This is a genomic window from Streptomyces griseobrunneus (assembly GCF_046713465.1).
Lineage (GTDB): Bacteria > Actinomycetota > Actinomycetes > Streptomycetales > Streptomycetaceae > Streptomyces > Streptomyces microflavus.
This window is the reverse complement of record NZ_CP177080.1, coordinates 2878661-2894201: the sequence shown is the minus strand read 5'-3', so window position 1 is coordinate 2894201 and position 15541 is coordinate 2878661. Positions and strand designations below refer to the sequence as shown.

Below are 15541 nucleotides of genomic sequence, written 5' to 3'. Positions count from 1 at the left end.
CACCGGTCCCGTTCGGCATGCTGGACTCGGTGACGTACCGATAGAGGAGACCGCCATGAGCGCACTCACCGTCGAGCCCGTGCCGGGCCCCGGCCAGGACTGGGACGACCTCGTCCGGATCTGGGAGGAGACGGACGCACCCGAGGGCTGCAAGGTGGAGATCATCGAGGAGATCGTCACCGTGTCGCCACCGCCGTCCACGGACCACAACGTCACTGCGGAGCTGCTTCAGCGCAGCCTCTACAGCGTCATTCCGGGGGACTGGGGGATCTACCAGACCCTCGGTGTCTCGCTGCCGGGGCGGGGCGGGCTCTACATCCCCGACCTCGTCGTCGTGCCCCGCGAGGTGCTCTCCGCGCCGGGCCACCAGGTCCCCGCCGCCGAGGCCCGCCTCGTCGTGGAGATCACCTCCCGCGCCAACGCCAACCACGACCGCGTCAGCAAGGTCAACGGCTACGCCAAGGCCGGGGTGGAGCTGTTCCTGCTCCTCGACCCCTGGCACTCCGGCCGTCCGACCGCGACCCTCTACGGGGAGCCGGAGGGCGGTACGTACCGGGTGCTGGAAACGGTCGAGTACGGCGGGAAGATCAGCCTCCCCGAACCCTTCGCGCTCGACCTGGACACCGGCGTCTTCCCGGTCAGCTGACGCCCCCGCCCCGCCCCGCGGGAACAAGCGAGCGGCCCGCCGCACGGAGATGATCCGTGCGGCGGGCCGCCGTCGTGCGAGGGTGAACTACCGCTCGTACCGGGTCACTTGCCCAGGTACGCGTTGTAGATCTTCACCGAGGACTTGTTGCCCTTCTTGTCGGTGACGTTGGCGGAGAAGGAGATGCCCTTGCCCTTGGCCGGGTTCTTCACCGTGATCCTGCCCTTCTTCACGGTGACCTTCTTCCAGGTCTTGCCGCCGTTGTAACTGACGTACGTCGTAAGCGACTTGAGGTTCTTCCCGGCGGCCGAGCCCTGCACCGTCACCGGCACGGAGATCGTCTTGCCCGCCTTCGCCCGGCCGTCGGAGCCGATGGCGGGGGTGAAGCGGACGGTGGAGGCGGGGAGCTTCGTGGTCGCCTTCTTGGAGCGGAACGAGAAGCTGACGTCCACCCGGGTGGAGAGGGCGCCGATCTTCGCGCTGTGCTTCACCGACGAGGTGAGCTTGTAGTCGGCGTTGCCCGCCGGGACCCGGAAGGTGTCCCAGCCCTGGAGCGGGTCGGTGTTCTGGGCGAACTTCTTCCCGTTGCGGTGGAGCACGGTGGTGACCGAGGAGAACTCCGGTGCGCCGTCGTTGCCCTTGCCGTCCGCCAGCAGCGGAAGGATGGCACCGATCGTGCTGCCGTCGCGGTAGATGCCGTCGCCCGCGGCCAGCCGCGGGCCGAAGACCCCGGTGTTGACCGCCTTGGTGTAGGACTTGCCGCCCTTGTAGGCGGCGGGCCGTCCGAGCGAGTAGCCCGACTCGAAGATCGGGTAGCCCTCGTGGTCCTTGCCGCCGATCTGGGCGAACTCCAGGCCCCAGCGGGTCTTGTCGGTGGTGGCGACCCGGATCGTGCGGACGGCGGGCAGCGCCTGCGAGACGGGTGCGCCGTACATCGGGTATCCGCCCGGCAGTTCCGCCAGCGGGGCGAGCATGCCGGTCTTCTTCTTGACCGCGCCGACGCCCATGGTCAGCTTCACCGTGGCGAACTGGTTGGCCTTGTACTTACGGGTGAAGCCCGTGGCGAGCTGCTGGACCCGGCCGCCGGTCGCGATGTTGTAGTCGCCCGACGCCCCCTTGTTCCAGTTGCCGGCCCAGCGCTGGCTGAGCGAACCGTCGGTGATCTTCGGGCCGACGTGGGCGGTGCGGAGGGTCCCCTTGCCGTCGACCATCCAGCCGTACGTGACCTCGTCGTGCTTGGTCGAGAGCGAGAACTCGCTCTGCAGGCCGCGGAGCTTGGTCCCCTTCACCGGCAGGGTGATGGCGGCCGGCTTGGCCTTGCGGGCGTCCAGCGTGACCGTCGTGTTCTTCGTGACGCTCAGCTTCGGCTGGGCGAGCCAGTCGATCTCCCGGATCTTCTTGGGATCCGTCACGACGGTGCCGTTCAGCACGAAGGTGCCCCTGGGCACCCGCAGCGTCGCCACACCGTTCTTGAAGGCCGACGTGAACGCGGAACCGTCCGAGGCGGTGCCGAGGTCGTCCAGCGAGACCTCCGCGCCGGCCGCGGCCTTGCCCGTACGGCCGATGGCCTTCACGACGACGTCGTACGCCTCACGCTCGCGCTCGACCGCCGCCCCCGTACGGACACTCTGGCCGCCGCCGGTGGCGACGACGTACGCGGAGTACGCGCCGGTCTCCGTGCCGCCGAGCCGGGTGTCGGCCGTCAGCGCCACATCGGCGGTGGCGCCCGCGGGCACGGTGACCTGCTGGGCGCCGAGGGTGAAGAAGCCGGCCGGAGCAGGCTTGCCCTTCGGACCGGTGCCGGCGACCGTCAGGTCGAGGGTGACGTCCGTGGTGCCGAGGTTGCGGTAGGTGATCTTCTCGGTGACCGGGGTGTCGTCGGTGTGCGGCCACTGCTGCACGCCGAAGCCGACCGAGACCTGCTCGCTCACGACGGACTGGGTCAGCGCCCGGTCCACCGCGATACGGCCCGTGCCCTGCTGGAACGGGGTGTACGTGCCCGGCTTGGTGGAGGACGCCAGCACGCTCTTCAGCTGCGTGTACGTCCACTCCGGGTGCTGCTGCTTCAGCAGGGCCGCGGCGCCCGCGACATGCGGGGTGGCCATCGACGTACCGTCGATGGTCAGGTAGCCGGCCGGGTTCTCGCCGACCTCCCTGGCGATCTCCGAGCCCGGGGCGGAGGCCGCCGTGATGGCCACGCCGGGGGCGGTGACATCGGGCTTGACGGCGCCGTCGCCCACGCGCGGGCCACGGCTGGAGAAGTCCGCCAGCTTGTCCTTGACGTCGACCGCTCCGACGGTCAGCGCGGCGTCCGCGCTGCCCGGGGAGCCGACGGTGCCCGCCCCGGAGCCCTCGTTGCCCGCCGCGATGGCGAACAGGACGCCCTTCGTGGCCGAGAGCTTGTTGACCCCGGCCTCCAGTGCGTCCACCTCGGGGGTGTCCAGGCCGCCGAGGCTCAGGTTGACGATGTCGGCGCCCTGGGCGACCGCCCACTCCATCCCGGCCAGGATGCCGGAGTCGTCGCCGAACCCGTCGTCGCCGAGGACCTTGCCCGCCAGCAGCGTGGCGTCCGGGGCCACGCCCTTGAACTTCCCGCCCGACTTGGCGCCCGAACCCGCGGCGATCGAGGCGACATGGGTGCCGTGACCGATGCGGTCCCTGAGGTTGGGCGAGGAGGTGAAGTTCTTCGCCGCTGCGATCTTGCCCACGAGGTCCGGGTGGGTCCCGTCCACCCCGGTGTCCAGGACCGCGATCTTGACGCCCTTGCCGGTGTATCCGGCGTTCCAGGCGGCCTGCGTCCCGATCTGGGCGACGCTGCGGTCCAGGGTCGCCTTGCGCTTCCCGTCCAGCCAGACCCGGTCGACGCCCGCCGCGGTGGTGCGCTGCTCACTGCCGGCCTGCTCGCTGGTGAGCGCCTGCCACAGGTCCGGGGCGTCCGCCTTCGGTGTGGCCACCGACTGCGCGTTCAGCGACGTCAGGCTCCGGCCGATCCGGGTGGCGCCCGCGTCCCGGACCTCCGCCTTCGCCCGGGCGCTCTTCGCGCCCCGGTAGCTGACGATGAGCCGCAGGTCGTGCTGCTGGGCCCGGCGGTTCTCCGGCCGGTTCAGCTCGGTGATGTCGAACAGCCGCCGGTCGAGCTTGCCCGAGGCGATGAGCCGCTGGGCGTCGGCGGGTATGACGAGCGTGCGCCCGTCCCGTATCTCCTTGCGCACCGGTATCCCGGCGCGCCCCTTCGCGGGCCGGAAGCCCACGACCCGGCCCTTGGCGTCCACCGACACCCGGTCACCGGTGATCAGCGTCAGCTGGTGCGCGACCTCGGCCGAGGGGCCGGAGGCCGCCGGTCCGGCGGCTGCGCTGCGGACCGGCTGGGCGGCGGCGGGCGTGGTCATGCCCGCCGCGAGCGCCACGGCCGCGGCCGTGGCGACAGCCGGGACCCCCACCCTGTTCACGTGTCTGTGCAACTCTCCCCCTGGAGAATGAGGCGGTTCCTCTGAACCGTTCACTCAATCTAGAGGGGGAAAATCGTGAAGAGGTTCGCAAGGGATGTGTACGAGTTGTGAGTTGACTCTCTCCGGCGAGGATCCTGCCCCCGGGCGGCGATGAGTTTCGGTCACGGGACCGGTCTCCCCGTTGTGGCTGCCATGAACCCGATCGTCCTCGTCGTCACCGGACACGTCACCCGTGACGTCGTGCCGGCCCTCTGCACGGAACTGGAGACCTTGCTGAACCGCCCCCGGGGCGCCGCGCCGGACCAGAGCGCGTCCGCCCCCGGTCCGGCCGCGCCGGTGGAGTGCGACGTGGGCGGTGTCGAGCGCGCGGACCTGGCCCTGGTCGAGGCGGTGGCCCGGCTGGCGCTCGTCGCCCGCCGGGCCGGGCGGCAGCTGCGGCTGCGCCGGGTGGGGCCGGAACTCCAGGGACTGCTGGACCTGGTGGGGCTGGCGGACGTGATCGCCCTGGAGGAGCCGGAGGGGCGGGTGCCCCGCCCCTAGGGCCTTTCACTCCCCGGCCGTCACCGCCGGAAGCCGGTCGGCCAGGCCGAACAGCGGGAACCAGCGCTCCACGTCCAGGAAGCAGTGCATCCCCGAGATCGCCCCGTCCTGGACGTCGATGACCTGCACCGCCCACGGCACGAAGCCGGGCCCCTCCGGGTCGGGCTTGTAGTGCGCGAAGCCCGGGGAGCCGTTGACCGCCACGGGCACCAGCCGGGAGCCCGCGCAGGCCGCGCCGATGGTGGTCATGAAGCCCGTGATGTCCGGGGTGCCCCGCAGCCACAGGTCGAACGGCGGCATCGTCATCACCGCGTCCTCGTGGAGCAGCGCGGTCAGGGCGGCCATGTCGTACCCCTCGAACGCCTTCACATAGCGCTCCAGGAGCTTCTGCTGCTCCTCGTCGAGCGGGTCCGCCGCGTCCGGGACCCGGTCCGACGCCTCGGTGAGGGTGGCGCGGGCCCGCTGGAGGGCACTGTTGACCGAGGCGACGGAGGTCTCCAGCAGCTCGGCGACCTCGGCGGCCTTCCAGGCGAGCACCTCGCGCAGGATCAGCACGGCCCGCTGCTTGGGCGGCAGGTGCTGGAGCGCGGCCACGAACGCCAGGCGCACCGACTCCCGCGCCACGGCGGCCTCCGCCGGGTCCTGGACCGAGGGCAGGATCCGGCCGTCCGGCATCGGCTCCAGCCAGACGTTCTCGGGACGGGGGCTGAGCGCGGCCTGGGCGAGCGGGGTCGGGCCCGTCAGATCGACCGGCCGGGCCCGCTTGTTGCCCGCCTTCAGCATGTCCAGGCAGACGTTGGTCGCGATGCGGTAGAGCCAGGAGCGCAGCGAGGAGCGGCCCTCGAACTTGTCGAAGTTGCGCCAGGCCCGCACCAGGGTGTCCTGCACCGCGTCCTCGGCCTCGAACGCCGAGCCGAGCATCCGGTAGCAGTACCCGGTCAGCTCGGTCCTGTGGCCTTCGAGGCGGGCGTCGATGCCGGCGTCACCGGCCGTGCCGACTCCCGCCCCCGCAGCCGTCGTCGTGGTCAGATCGCTCATCGCTCCACCCCTGTCGCGCAGCCGCGCGGCGGTATCCGTAACCCGGTACCTCGGAAGCTACCGCAGGCCACTGACAACGGGGGTGGAAAGGGGCCAAGCCCCCGGGGCTCCGGATCAGGTACCGGGCTTGCGCCCGTAGACGTACACGTCGTCGCCGTTCTTCAGCAGTTTCCAGTATGCCTTCGCGTCTGCGGGGCGCATGTTGACGCAGCCGCCGGAGCCCGGCGGGTTGTACATGGACTTGGTGACCGAGTGGAACGCCTGGCCGCCGTCGAAGAACTGCGAGTGCGGCATCCACACCTTGTAGATCGTCGACCAGTGCTTGATGTTGCGCCAGTAGATCTTCTTCGCGCCGGTCCGGGTCTCCGCGCCGTCGCGCCCGGTCCGCACCGGCACCGGGCCGTACTTCAGCTTCTTGCCGTCCTGGATCCAGCTCAGCTGCCGGGTCAGGTCGACGCAGGCGATGCGGCCCTTGTTGGTGGGGCACTTCCCGGCCTTGTTGGGGTTCTTCCCGGCCGCCTTCTGGGCGAGCATCGTGTTCATCGTGCGCCAGGTCAGCGGCCCGGCGTACCCGATGGTGGGGGTGATCCCGTGGGCCTTCTGGAACTTCTGGATCGCCTTGCAGTCGGCGGCCGACTGCTTGCCGTCGACGGGCCGCTTCAGGAACTTCTCGACCTGCTTCTGGTGCGGCCCGGCGGAGGTCGAACAGGAGGCGGCCTGGGCCGCGGTCCCGGTGCCCAGGACCAGGGCGGGTGCCGCCACCAGCCCGGCCACGGTGAGCGCCGCCCCGCGTCGCAGCCGTCCTCCGGGTATTTTCGCCGTGACTCCCATGCGCCAACTCCCCTTCGCCCACAGTGGTTTTGCGGTTACGCCTGGTAGACGCCCGAAGGGGGGCGGTGGTTGCACGGGCCAGGTCTCGGTTGCGTCGCGGTACGGCATAGCCGGAATTACGGCCTCCGGTTGACCGGAGGCCGTAATCCCCGCTTACCGGCTCACCGTGTCGCCGGGATCAGCGCCCGCCGCTCGGCCCGCGCCACCCGGGTCCCGTACAGCGTGATGGAGACGACGCCGAGGACCGCGAGCAGCCCCAGGGCCACCGTCGCCGCCCAGCCGCCCGCGTGGAAGGCGACGGCGCCCAGCGTGCCGCCCGCGCTGGAGCCCAGGTAGTACGCCGACTGGTAGAGCGCCGAGGCCTGCGCCCGGCCCGTCGTCGCGGTCCGGCTCACCGAGGACGAGGCGACCGCGTGCCCGGCGAAGAAACCGGCCGTGATCAGCACCAGGCCCAGCAGCACGGCGGCCAGCTGGTCGGCGAGCGAGAGCAGCAGCCCGGCCGTCGTGGTGGAGACCGCCAGATAGAGCGCGCCCCGGCGGCCGAGGCGGGCCACCAGCCGTCCGGCCGCGGCGGAGGAGACCGTACCGACCAGGTAGACGAGGAAGATCGAGCCGACGATGCCCTGCGGCAGCGAGAACGGCTCCTCGACCAGGCGGTAGCCGATCACCGTGTAGACCGCGCCGAACACCGTCATGAACAGTGCGCCGATCGCGTACAGCCGCACCAGCAGCGGGTTGCCCAGATGGGTGGCTACGGTCTTCGCCAGCGCCTTCGGGTTCAGCGAACCGGGGGTGAAGTTGCGGGCCCTGGGGATCAGGAAGTGGAAGGCGACGGCGCACGCCACCGCGAGCAGCCCGACCGCCCCGAGCGCGGCGCGCCAGCCCCACAGCTGGGCGACCCAGCCGGTGAGGATCCGGCCGCTCATGCCGCCGATGCTGTTGCCCGCGACGAACAGCCCGATCGCGGCGATCAGCGCCTTGGGCCGGACCTCCTCCGCGAGATACGCCATCGCGGAAGCCGGAAGCCCGGCGAGCGCCGCGCCCTGGATCGCCCGCAGTGCGATCAGCCAGCCGATCGAGGGCGCGAACGGCACCAGCATCCCGACCAGGACCGCGACCGTCAGCGAGGCCGTCATCATCTGCCGCCGCCCGAACCGCTCCGACAGCGCGCTCAGCGGCAGCACACACAGCGCCAGCGCGCCGGTCGCCGCGGAGACCGTCCAGCTCGCCCGCCCGGCACTCACGCCGTACGAGGCGGAGATCGCGGGAAGCAGGGCCTGGGTGGAGTAGAGGAGGGCGAAGGCCGCGACACCGGCGGCGAAGAGCGCGAAGCTCATCCTGCGGTAGCCGGGGCGGCCGGGCTCCAGGCGCTCATGGGCGCCCGCCGGAGCGGCAGTGGTGGTGACGGGGGACGACGGGGCAGAGGCATCCACGACGACGGTGGATGCCCCGGTATCGGCGGGAGGCATACGACGAACGTAGAGCGCCCGGTTTCATGCGTCCAATGCACGAAACCGCCATAATCAATCCCATGGTGCATCAACCCAGCTCACAGCCTCGGCTGTCACCGAGCAGTTACGAAGAAGACATCCGGGCCGTCCTCGCGCCACGCCTCGCGTACTTCGAGGCGGTCGCCCGCCACGAGCATGTGACCCGTGCCGCACACGAGCTCGGCGTCCCGCAGTCCACGCTCTCGCGGGCCATGGTCCGGCTCGAAGCGGACCTGGGCGTCGCCCTGTTCGCCCGCAAGGGCCGTACCGTCTCGCTCACCCCGGCGGGCCGCACCTTCCTCACCTCGGCCGAACGGGCCCTGGCCGAGGTGGAGAAGGCCGCCGACTCGGTCCGGGCGGACGCCGACCCCACGGCGGGCCGGGTCTCCTTCGGCTTCCTGCACACCATGGGCTCGGAGACCGTGCCCGCCCTGATCCGCGGCTTCCGGGCCGACCACCCCAAGGTCCGCTTCCAGCTCGTCCAGAACTACGGCGAGGCGATGATCGAACGGCTGCGCGCCGGCGGCCTCGACCTCTGCCTCACCTCACCCGTGCCCGACGCCCCCGACCTGGTCACCCGCCGGCTGGACGAACAGCGCCTGCGCCTGGTGGTCCCCGACGACCACCGCCTCGCCTCCCGCCGCCGCATCCGTCTCGCGGAGGCCGCCGACGAGACGTTCGTGACCCTGGAGCCGGGTTACGGGCTCCGCCGGATCACCGACGACCTCTGCACGGAGGCGGGCTTCACCCCGCGCGTCGCCTTCGAGGGCGAGGAGGCCGAAACCCTGCGCGGGCTGGTCGCCGCCGGCCTCGGCGTGGCGCTGCTCCCGCCGCCCGCGGTCGCCCGCCCGGGCGTCGTCGAGCTGACGGTGACGGCGCCGCGCGCGGTCCGCGAGATCGGGGTCGCCTGGCTGGACGGGCACCCCGACACCCCGCCGGTCGCGGCCTTCAAGCGGTTCCTGCTCTCGCGGCGGGGGAACCTGCTGCCGGACTGAGGGGTGCGCGCGGGGACGGGCGCCCGGGGCCGCCCCGGCGTTCAGTGCCGCAGCGACCGCCCGAACCCGGCGGCCAGAGGCATCCGCAGCCCGAGCGGCGGCGGTGCGGCCAGCGCGTCCTTGACCGGCCGGGAGTAGGACCGGGCGAAGAGCGAGCCGCGGACGAAGTCGGCGGCCAGGGCCACCACTTCGGAGCGGTGCTGGCGCAGCGCGTGCCCGTCGGAGTGGACCTCGAAGCGGCAGGTGTCCCGGTTGGACTTCTTCGCCCGCTCCGCCAGCCGGTACGACAGCTCCGGGTCGGTGCGCTCGTCGTTGGTGCCGTGCACGATCAGCACCCGCCGCCCCACGAGCTGCTTCACCGGCTCCGGTTCGGCGGCGGCCCGCTCCGGCAGCCAGGGGGCCATCGCCAGCACCGAGGTCACCGCCCCGTGCCCGGCCGCCCGCAGCGCCGCCCGCCCGCCCATCCCGTGGCCGACCAGGCACACGGGGACATCCCCGTACCGCCGCTGGACCTCGTCGGCCGCCCACGCGGCGTCCTCGGCCGGGTGCGCGTCGTCCGCGTTCCAGCCGCGGCAGCGGTAGCGCAGGACGTGCACCGCCAGCCCGTCCCCCTCCCCGGCGCGCGCCAGCGCACGGGCGAACGGCAGCTGGACCGCGTACGACAGGGGGGAGGGGCGGCGCCGTGAGTCGGCCTCGCCGTCCGGGAGCAGCAGGACCACGCCGCTGACCTCGTATGGTGCTCCGGCCGTCGTGACGGCCCGTCCCAGCCTGGCTGCAGGCAGGGGGAGTGCGCGCTGTGCCATGACAGAACAGTCTCAGAAGAGCAGGTGTACTCCACCCGACTTTCCGGTCACTGTTGCGCATCGACAACAGGCGCTCTACGCGCGTAGGCGCTAGAGTGCCCAGATGACGAGCCAGACCCAGAATGTCCCTGATTCCGACCAGATCCGGCGCGCCCCGAAGGTGCTGCTCCACGACCACCTCGACGGCGGCCTGCGACCGGGCACGATCATCGAGCTGGCCCGCGCGCAGGGTTACGACTCCCTCCCCGAGACCGAGGCCGACAAGCTCGGCATCTGGTTCCGCGAGGCCGCCGACTCCGGTTCGCTGGAGCGCTATCTGGAGACCTTCGCCCACACCTGCGCCGTCATGCAGACCCGTGACGCGCTCTTCCGGGTGGCCGCGGAGTGCGCCGAGGACCTCGCCGAGGACGGCGTCGTCTACGCCGAGATCCGTTACGCCCCCGAGCAGCACCTGGAGGGCGGCCTGACCCTCGAAGAGGTCGTCGAGGCCGTCAACGAGGGCTTCCGCGAGGGCGAGCGCATCGCCCGCGCCAACGGCCACCGGATCCGCGTCGGCGCCCTGCTCACCGCGATGCGGCACGCGGCCCGCGCGCTGGAGATCGCCGAACTCGCCAACACCTACCGCGACCACGGTGTCGTCGGCTTCGACATCGCGGGCGCCGAGGCAGGCTTCCCTCCCACCCGCCACCTCGACGCGTTCGAGTACCTCAAGCGGGAGAACAACCACTTCACGATCCACGCGGGCGAGGCCTTCGGCCTGCCGTCGATCTGGCAGGCCCTGCAGTGGTGCGGCGCCGACCGGCTCGGCCACGGGGTGCGGATCATCGACGACATCGAGGTCGCCGAGGACGGCTCGGTCACCCTCGGCCGCCTCGCCTCCTACGTACGCGACAAGCGCATCCCGCTGGAGATGTGCCCGACGTCCAACCTCCAGACCGGTGCCGCCACCTCGTACGCGGAGCACCCGATCGGGCTGCTGCGGAAGCTGCATTTCCGCGTCACCGTGAACACGGACAACCGGCTGATGAGCGGGACGAGCATGAGCCGTGAATTCGAGCTGCTGACCGAGGCATTCGGATACACGCTCGACGACATGCAGTGGTTCACCGTCAATGCGATGAAATCAGCTTTCATTCCTTTCGATGAACGTCTCGCGATGATCAACGAGGTCGTCAAGCCCGGATATGCCGAGCTGAAGTCCGAGTGGCTCTTCCGGCAGACCGCTGTGACCAGTGGTTCTGCCGCCGCGGCGAGCTGACGTTCGAAGTGCGGAAGATGGCCGGGAATCGAAATCCCGGCCATTTTTCGCGTGTCGGGATGTTTGCGGTCGGGGCAGTGGGGTGGCTAACTTGCAGAGCCGCTCACATCCCCTTCCCCAAGGATGAATTCTTCATGAAGAAGTCTGCTGCCAAGTCTCTCGGTGTCGCCGTTCTCGGTGCCGCTTTCGCCGCTGCCGCCGCCGGCAGCGCCTCCGCCGCCCCCGCGCTGCCGCTCGACTCCGCGGCCGGCGCGCTCCCCGTCTCCACCATGGCGCTGGACACCGTCGCCAAGTCGGCCCAGAACGCCCCGGTCCAGGAGACCGTCGGCAAGATCCTCGGCGGCGACGCCACCGACGCCGCCGCCCCGGTCACCGGCCTGCTCGGCGGACTGCCCACCCAGGGCCTCACCGCCAACGGCATCCCGCTCGGCGGCTGACCGCACCACCCCGACGCGCCGCCCCGCGGCGCGCACCCGCACACGCCGGTGGGGCGCACATCCTGATCAGGGTGTGCGCCCCACTGTGCGTACGCCGGACCGCTCCCCGTAGGCCGGTCGCGTCACCAGGCCGACGCGGATGAGGTGGACTTCTCCGAGGGCAGCAGCGCCCACAGCGCCAGGTAGAGCAGGAACTGCGGGCCGGGCAGCAGACAGGAGACGACGAATATGACGCGCATCGTGGAGGCCGAGGTGCCGAAGCGCCGTGCCAGCCCCGCGCACACACCGCCGATCATGCGTCCTTCACTGGGGCGGACGAGTGCGGCCATGGTGAGCTCCTTCGCGAACCGTTGCGGTGGGGGCGGCTCTGTTCCGCTCCCGATGTATCCATAGTGCGTCCGCGAAGGGGTACAAAGCATCGCTCTACGGGGCGATGCCGACCCTGGTAATCGTCGGGGTCGGGCCCCCAGGGGCCTCGTCCCTGAGACGGGTCTCCTGCCGGTACCGGGGCAGGTCCCGTACGCCCGGCACTCCCCGGCGGCGCAGCCGCGCCCGGCAGACCGGGACGACCAGCAGATGGGCCAGGACCACGCCGGTGGTGTTCAGCAGCACCGAGTCGATGTCGACCACCTGACCGGGCACCCCGGTCTGGCCCAGCTCGATGGCGAGCGAGATCAACGCCCCGGCCGCCACCGTCCGCAGCAGCGACACCCAGGGGAAGACGAAGATCCGTCCCCCGGCCATCGGCAGCAGCACCCCGAGCGGGGCCAGCAGGAGCAGCGCCCCGCCGATCCGGCGCGTGGCCTCGACCGGCCCCAGCGCGAGGTCGGCTCTGATGGAGGCGAGCGGCTCGAAGTTGGCGGCCGTGATCCAGGGCACGTCCAGCGGGCGCAGCGTCAGCCACCCGACGAGCAGCAGATGCGCCAGGAGGAGAGTGACCCCCGCCGCGCGGAAGTGGATGACGGTCTGACCGTCCGAACCTTGACGCACGTCCACCAAGACGCCCCGACCGGCAGGATCGGTTCCGTGACTTCGCCGCAGGCCGTACGGGGACGCCACCCGCTGTCTTCGTACGGCACCGCGCCCACGTCCCCGTAAAGCACCGCCGTCCGGCCGGTCAGTCCAGTTCGAGCGCGTCCGCGGTCGTCGCGTCCTGCGGCCGGGACTTCGTCTGCGAGGTGCACAGATAGCCGCGCGGCGGGTACTCCCCGGGGCCGCCCAGGACCACCGAGCCCGCCGTCACGAGCGCGTCGTTCTCCGCGTACGTGCACACCAGCTGCGCCAGCGCCTCCGCCGACAGGTCCTCGGGCTGGCTGCTCAGCCGCAGGGTGCCCGCCGGGTCACCGGGGCGGGGGGTCTCCACCCGCAGTCCCACCGGTACCGCCGTGGAGAACCCGGCCCGGCGCTCGTTCTCGGGCGGCGCCTGCTGCACCTGGTCCAGCAGGGCGCGGGCGGCCACCAGCGGGTCGGCACCGGCCCGGCCCGCAGGCACCGGCCGGTCCACGGTCACCAGCTGTGAGGCGCACACCAGGTACACGGGTGCCGCGACGCTGTCCGGGGACCGGGTCGTGACGTCCGCCGACGGCAGCTTGCACGGCACCCGCGACGGTGCGGCCCCGGCGTCCACGGGTACGGACGTCGTCCGGATCCCGCACCCCGACGCCAGCGCGGCGGCGGCCACGACGGCGCCGAGCGCGGCGACGGCACCCCGCCGCCGGGATGTGCCCGTCATGACGCCCCACCGTCCCCGTCGTCCACGACACCCCGGGACCGGGCATCGCCGTCCCGTCCGTCCGCCCCGTCCTCGGTCGGCTCCGAGGCGCCGCGCGGCAGCCGCAGGACGAAGACCGCCCCGCCGTCGGGGGAGTTGGCGGCCGTGATGTCACCGCCGTGGATGTGCGCGTTCTCCATGGCGATGGAGAGGCCGAGACCGCTGCCCTCCGAACGCGGCCGGGAGGCGCTGGCCTTGTAGAAGCGGTCGAAGACGTGCGGCAGCACCTCCTCGGGGATGCCCGGACCGTGGTCCCGTACCTCGATGACCAGCTCCTCGCCCTCGGTCCGCACCCTGACGCCCACCGGCGAACCGCCGTGCTTGAGGGCGTTGCCGATCAGGTTGGCCAGGATCACGTCGAGCCGGCGCGGGTCGAGCCGGACCATCATGCCGCGCTCCGCGTCCAGGTCCACCGCGTCCAGCCAGGCCCGCGCGTCGATGCACGCGGTGACCTGGTCGGCGACGTCGACGTCGTCCAGGACCAGACGTGCGGTGCCCGCGTCGAAGCGGGTCACCTCCATCAGGTTCTCCACCAGGTCGTTCAGCCGCCGGGTCTCGCTGACCACGAGGTGCACGGCGGGCGCGATCATCGGGTCGAGGCTGTCCGCCTCGTCCTCCAGCACCTCGGCCACCGCCGTGATCGCGGTCAGCGGGGTGCGCAGCTCGTGGGACATGTCGGCGACGAACCGCCGGCTCGACTCCTCCCGGGCGCTCATGTCCGCGACCTTCTTCTCCAGCGAGCTCGCGGTCCGGTTGAACGTACGGGAGAGGTCGGCGAGTTCGTCCGTACCGGAGACGGTGAGCCGGGTGTCGAGCTTGCCCTCACCGAGCTTGCGGGCGGCGTCGCCGAGCCGCTGCACCGGGCGCAGCACCGTCGTCGCGGCGGCCTGGGCCAGCAGCGCCGAACCGATCAGCGCCAGGGTGGTGGCGATCCCCAGCGACCAGGCGAGCGAGTTGAGGTCCTGCCGCTCCTGGTCGAGGGACTTGAGCATGTACCCGGCCGGGCCGCCGCCGATGATCCGGGTACCGGCGACCAGGTACGGGGTGCCCGCGATGCTCGTGCGCTGCCAGAACAGGTGGTACTCGTGCTCGTTGTTCGAGGTCAGCGGCTGCTTGCGGGCCACCTGCTTCTGCAGCGAGTCCGGTACGTCGGCCCGGGTGAAGGTGTCCAGGTCGGAGTAGCCGACGATCGGCTTGCCGCGCTCGCGCTCGTCCTCCAGCAGCACGCTGTAGCCGGGGCCGCCGGCCGCCATCTGCGCGGCGGCCCGCTGGAGGTCGTCCTTGGTGGGCCGCACCGGCAGCGTCGCCGCCGTGTCCTGCATCTGCCGCCGGAAGTCGTCGAGAGCGGTGTCCTGCGTACGGGTCAGCACGGCCTCGCGGTTGAGCCAGTACGCGATCCCCGAGGCGGAGACCGCGGCGGTCAGCGCCACCAGCGCGAACACCACGACGAGCCGCAGCCGCAGACTGGTCCAGCGCAGCCCCGCCCGGATCGACCGCTTGGCGCTCTCGGTCACTGAGGCGTGTCCAGCCGGTAGCCCACGCCCCGCACCGTACGGATCAGGGTCGGCGAGGACGGCACGTCCTCCACCTTGGCGCGCAGCCGCTGCACACAGGCGTCCACCAGACGTGAGTCGCCCAGGTAGTCGTGCTCCCACACCAGGCGCAGCAGCTGCTGGCGGGAGAGGGCCTGGCCGGGCCGGCGGCTCAGCTCCAGCAGGAGCCGCAGCTCGGTCGGCGTGAGCTGCAGATCCTCACCGGCCTTGGTCACGGTCATGGCGGAACGGTCGATGACCACGTTGCCGAAGGTCGCCGAGTCGGTCGACTCGCGCTCGCCGCGGCGCAGCACCGCCCGGATCCGGGCGTCCAGCACCCGGCCCTGGACGGGTTTGACCACATAGTCGTCCGCGCCGGACTCCAGTCCCACCACGACGTCGATGTCGTCGCTGCGCGCGGTCAGCAGAATGATCGGCAGCTGGTCGGTGCGCCGGATACGCCGGCACACCTCGAAACCGTCGATCCCGGGGAGCATCACATCCAGCACGACCAGGTCGGGGCGCTGCTCACGCAGCAGCTCCAGGCCGTCCTCTCCCGTCGCCGCGGTGGCCACACGGTGGCCCTGGCGTGACAACGAGAGTTCGAGGGCCGTGCGGATGGCGTCGTCGTCCTCGATCAGCAACAGGAAAGGCACGAGCGTCATTCTGGCCCATGGTGGCGCTTCAGTTCGACCTGCGGCCTCCTCCACCTGTCCGGGCACGGCCGCAACTGCCCCTGTGACAGGCCTGT

General features: G+C 71.6%; 15 protein-coding genes. 5 read left to right on the top strand and 10 right to left on the bottom strand.

What is annotated here, in order from left to right; all coding sequences use genetic code 11:
* Positions 1–55: 55 nt before the first annotated feature.
* The gene (locus ACK8N7_RS12730) at positions 56–646 is read left to right on the top strand and encodes a Uma2 family endonuclease (RefSeq protein WP_403216316.1); all 591 of its coding nucleotides are present in this window, start codon (positions 56–58) and stop codon (positions 644–646) included.
* Positions 647–750: 104 nt separating this feature from the next.
* Here the strand turns inward: ACK8N7_RS12730 and ACK8N7_RS12725 are convergent, their stop codons facing one another.
* Positions 751–4095: a S8 family peptidase gene (locus ACK8N7_RS12725; RefSeq protein WP_500442328.1), complete on the bottom strand. Its 3345-nt coding sequence runs from the start codon at positions 4093–4095 to the stop codon at positions 751–753.
* A 150-nt stretch (positions 4096–4245) separates the two neighbouring features.
* Here ACK8N7_RS12725 and ACK8N7_RS12720 point away from each other — a divergent pair, with 150 nt between their 5' ends.
* Complete coding sequence (locus ACK8N7_RS12720) at positions 4246–4635, top strand: STAS domain-containing protein (protein WP_403216320.1); 390 nt, start codon at positions 4246–4248, stop codon at positions 4633–4635.
* 6 nt (positions 4636–4641) lie between these two features.
* On the opposite strand, the gene ACK8N7_RS12715 is transcribed toward ACK8N7_RS12720, so the two are convergent.
* The 3 genes from ACK8N7_RS12715 to ACK8N7_RS12705 form a co-directional block, all read right to left on the bottom strand.
* Positions 4642–5673: a sigma-70 family RNA polymerase sigma factor gene (locus ACK8N7_RS12715; RefSeq protein ID WP_403216322.1), complete on the bottom strand. Its 1032-nt coding sequence runs from the start codon at positions 5671–5673 to the stop codon at positions 4642–4644.
* A 114-nt stretch (positions 5674–5787) separates the two neighbouring features.
* The gene (locus ACK8N7_RS12710) at positions 5788–6504 is read right to left on the bottom strand and encodes a L,D-transpeptidase family protein (protein WP_403216324.1); all 717 of its coding nucleotides are present in this window, start codon (positions 6502–6504) and stop codon (positions 5788–5790) included.
* 161 nt (positions 6505–6665) lie between these two features.
* Entirely contained in the window at positions 6666–7973 is a 1308-nt protein-coding gene (locus ACK8N7_RS12705; RefSeq protein ID WP_500442326.1) for an MFS transporter, read from the bottom strand.
* Between the two features lie 62 nt (positions 7974–8035).
* Between ACK8N7_RS12705 and ACK8N7_RS12700 the strand changes: the two genes are divergently transcribed.
* Positions 8036–8989, top strand: a complete 954-nt coding sequence (locus ACK8N7_RS12700) for a LysR family transcriptional regulator (RefSeq protein ID WP_403216328.1) — start codon at positions 8036–8038, stop codon at positions 8987–8989.
* A gap of 41 nt (positions 8990–9030) precedes the next feature.
* Here the strand turns inward: ACK8N7_RS12700 and ACK8N7_RS12695 are convergent, their stop codons facing one another.
* Entirely contained in the window at positions 9031–9792 is a 762-nt protein-coding gene (locus tag ACK8N7_RS12695; RefSeq protein ID WP_403216330.1) for a dienelactone hydrolase family protein, read from the bottom strand.
* 103 nt (positions 9793–9895) lie between these two features.
* Here ACK8N7_RS12695 and ACK8N7_RS12690 point away from each other — a divergent pair, with 103 nt between their 5' ends.
* Entirely contained in the window at positions 9896–11050 is a 1155-nt protein-coding gene (locus ACK8N7_RS12690) for an adenosine deaminase (protein ID WP_500442324.1), read from the top strand.
* 134 nt (positions 11051–11184) lie between these two features.
* Complete coding sequence (locus tag ACK8N7_RS12685; protein ID WP_015610922.1) at positions 11185–11487, top strand: hypothetical protein; 303 nt, start codon at positions 11185–11187, stop codon at positions 11485–11487.
* Positions 11488–11609: 122 nt separating this feature from the next.
* On the opposite strand, the gene ACK8N7_RS12680 is transcribed toward ACK8N7_RS12685, so the two are convergent.
* The 5 genes from ACK8N7_RS12680 to afsQ1 form a co-directional block, all read right to left on the bottom strand.
* A complete protein-coding gene (locus ACK8N7_RS12680; protein ID WP_403216334.1) occupies positions 11610–11816 on the bottom strand; it encodes a PspC domain-containing protein in 207 nt (68 codons plus the stop codon).
* A gap of 94 nt (positions 11817–11910) precedes the next feature.
* Complete coding sequence (locus tag ACK8N7_RS12675; RefSeq protein ID WP_403216336.1) at positions 11911–12483, bottom strand: VanZ family protein; 573 nt, start codon at positions 12481–12483, stop codon at positions 11911–11913.
* Positions 12484–12604: 121 nt separating this feature from the next.
* Entirely contained in the window at positions 12605–13219 is a 615-nt protein-coding gene (locus tag ACK8N7_RS12670; protein ID WP_500442321.1) for a hypothetical protein, read from the bottom strand.
* A complete protein-coding gene (locus ACK8N7_RS12665; RefSeq protein ID WP_403216340.1) occupies positions 13216–14772 on the bottom strand; it encodes an ATP-binding protein in 1557 nt (518 codons plus the stop codon). The genes ACK8N7_RS12670 and ACK8N7_RS12665 overlap by 4 nt, the downstream gene beginning before the upstream one ends.
* A complete protein-coding gene (gene afsQ1, locus ACK8N7_RS12660) occupies positions 14769–15446 on the bottom strand; it encodes a two-component system response regulator AfsQ1 (RefSeq protein ID WP_403216377.1) in 678 nt (225 codons plus the stop codon). Before afsQ1 ends, ACK8N7_RS12665 begins: the two co-directional genes overlap by 4 nt.
* Positions 15447–15541: the final 95 nt, after the last annotated feature.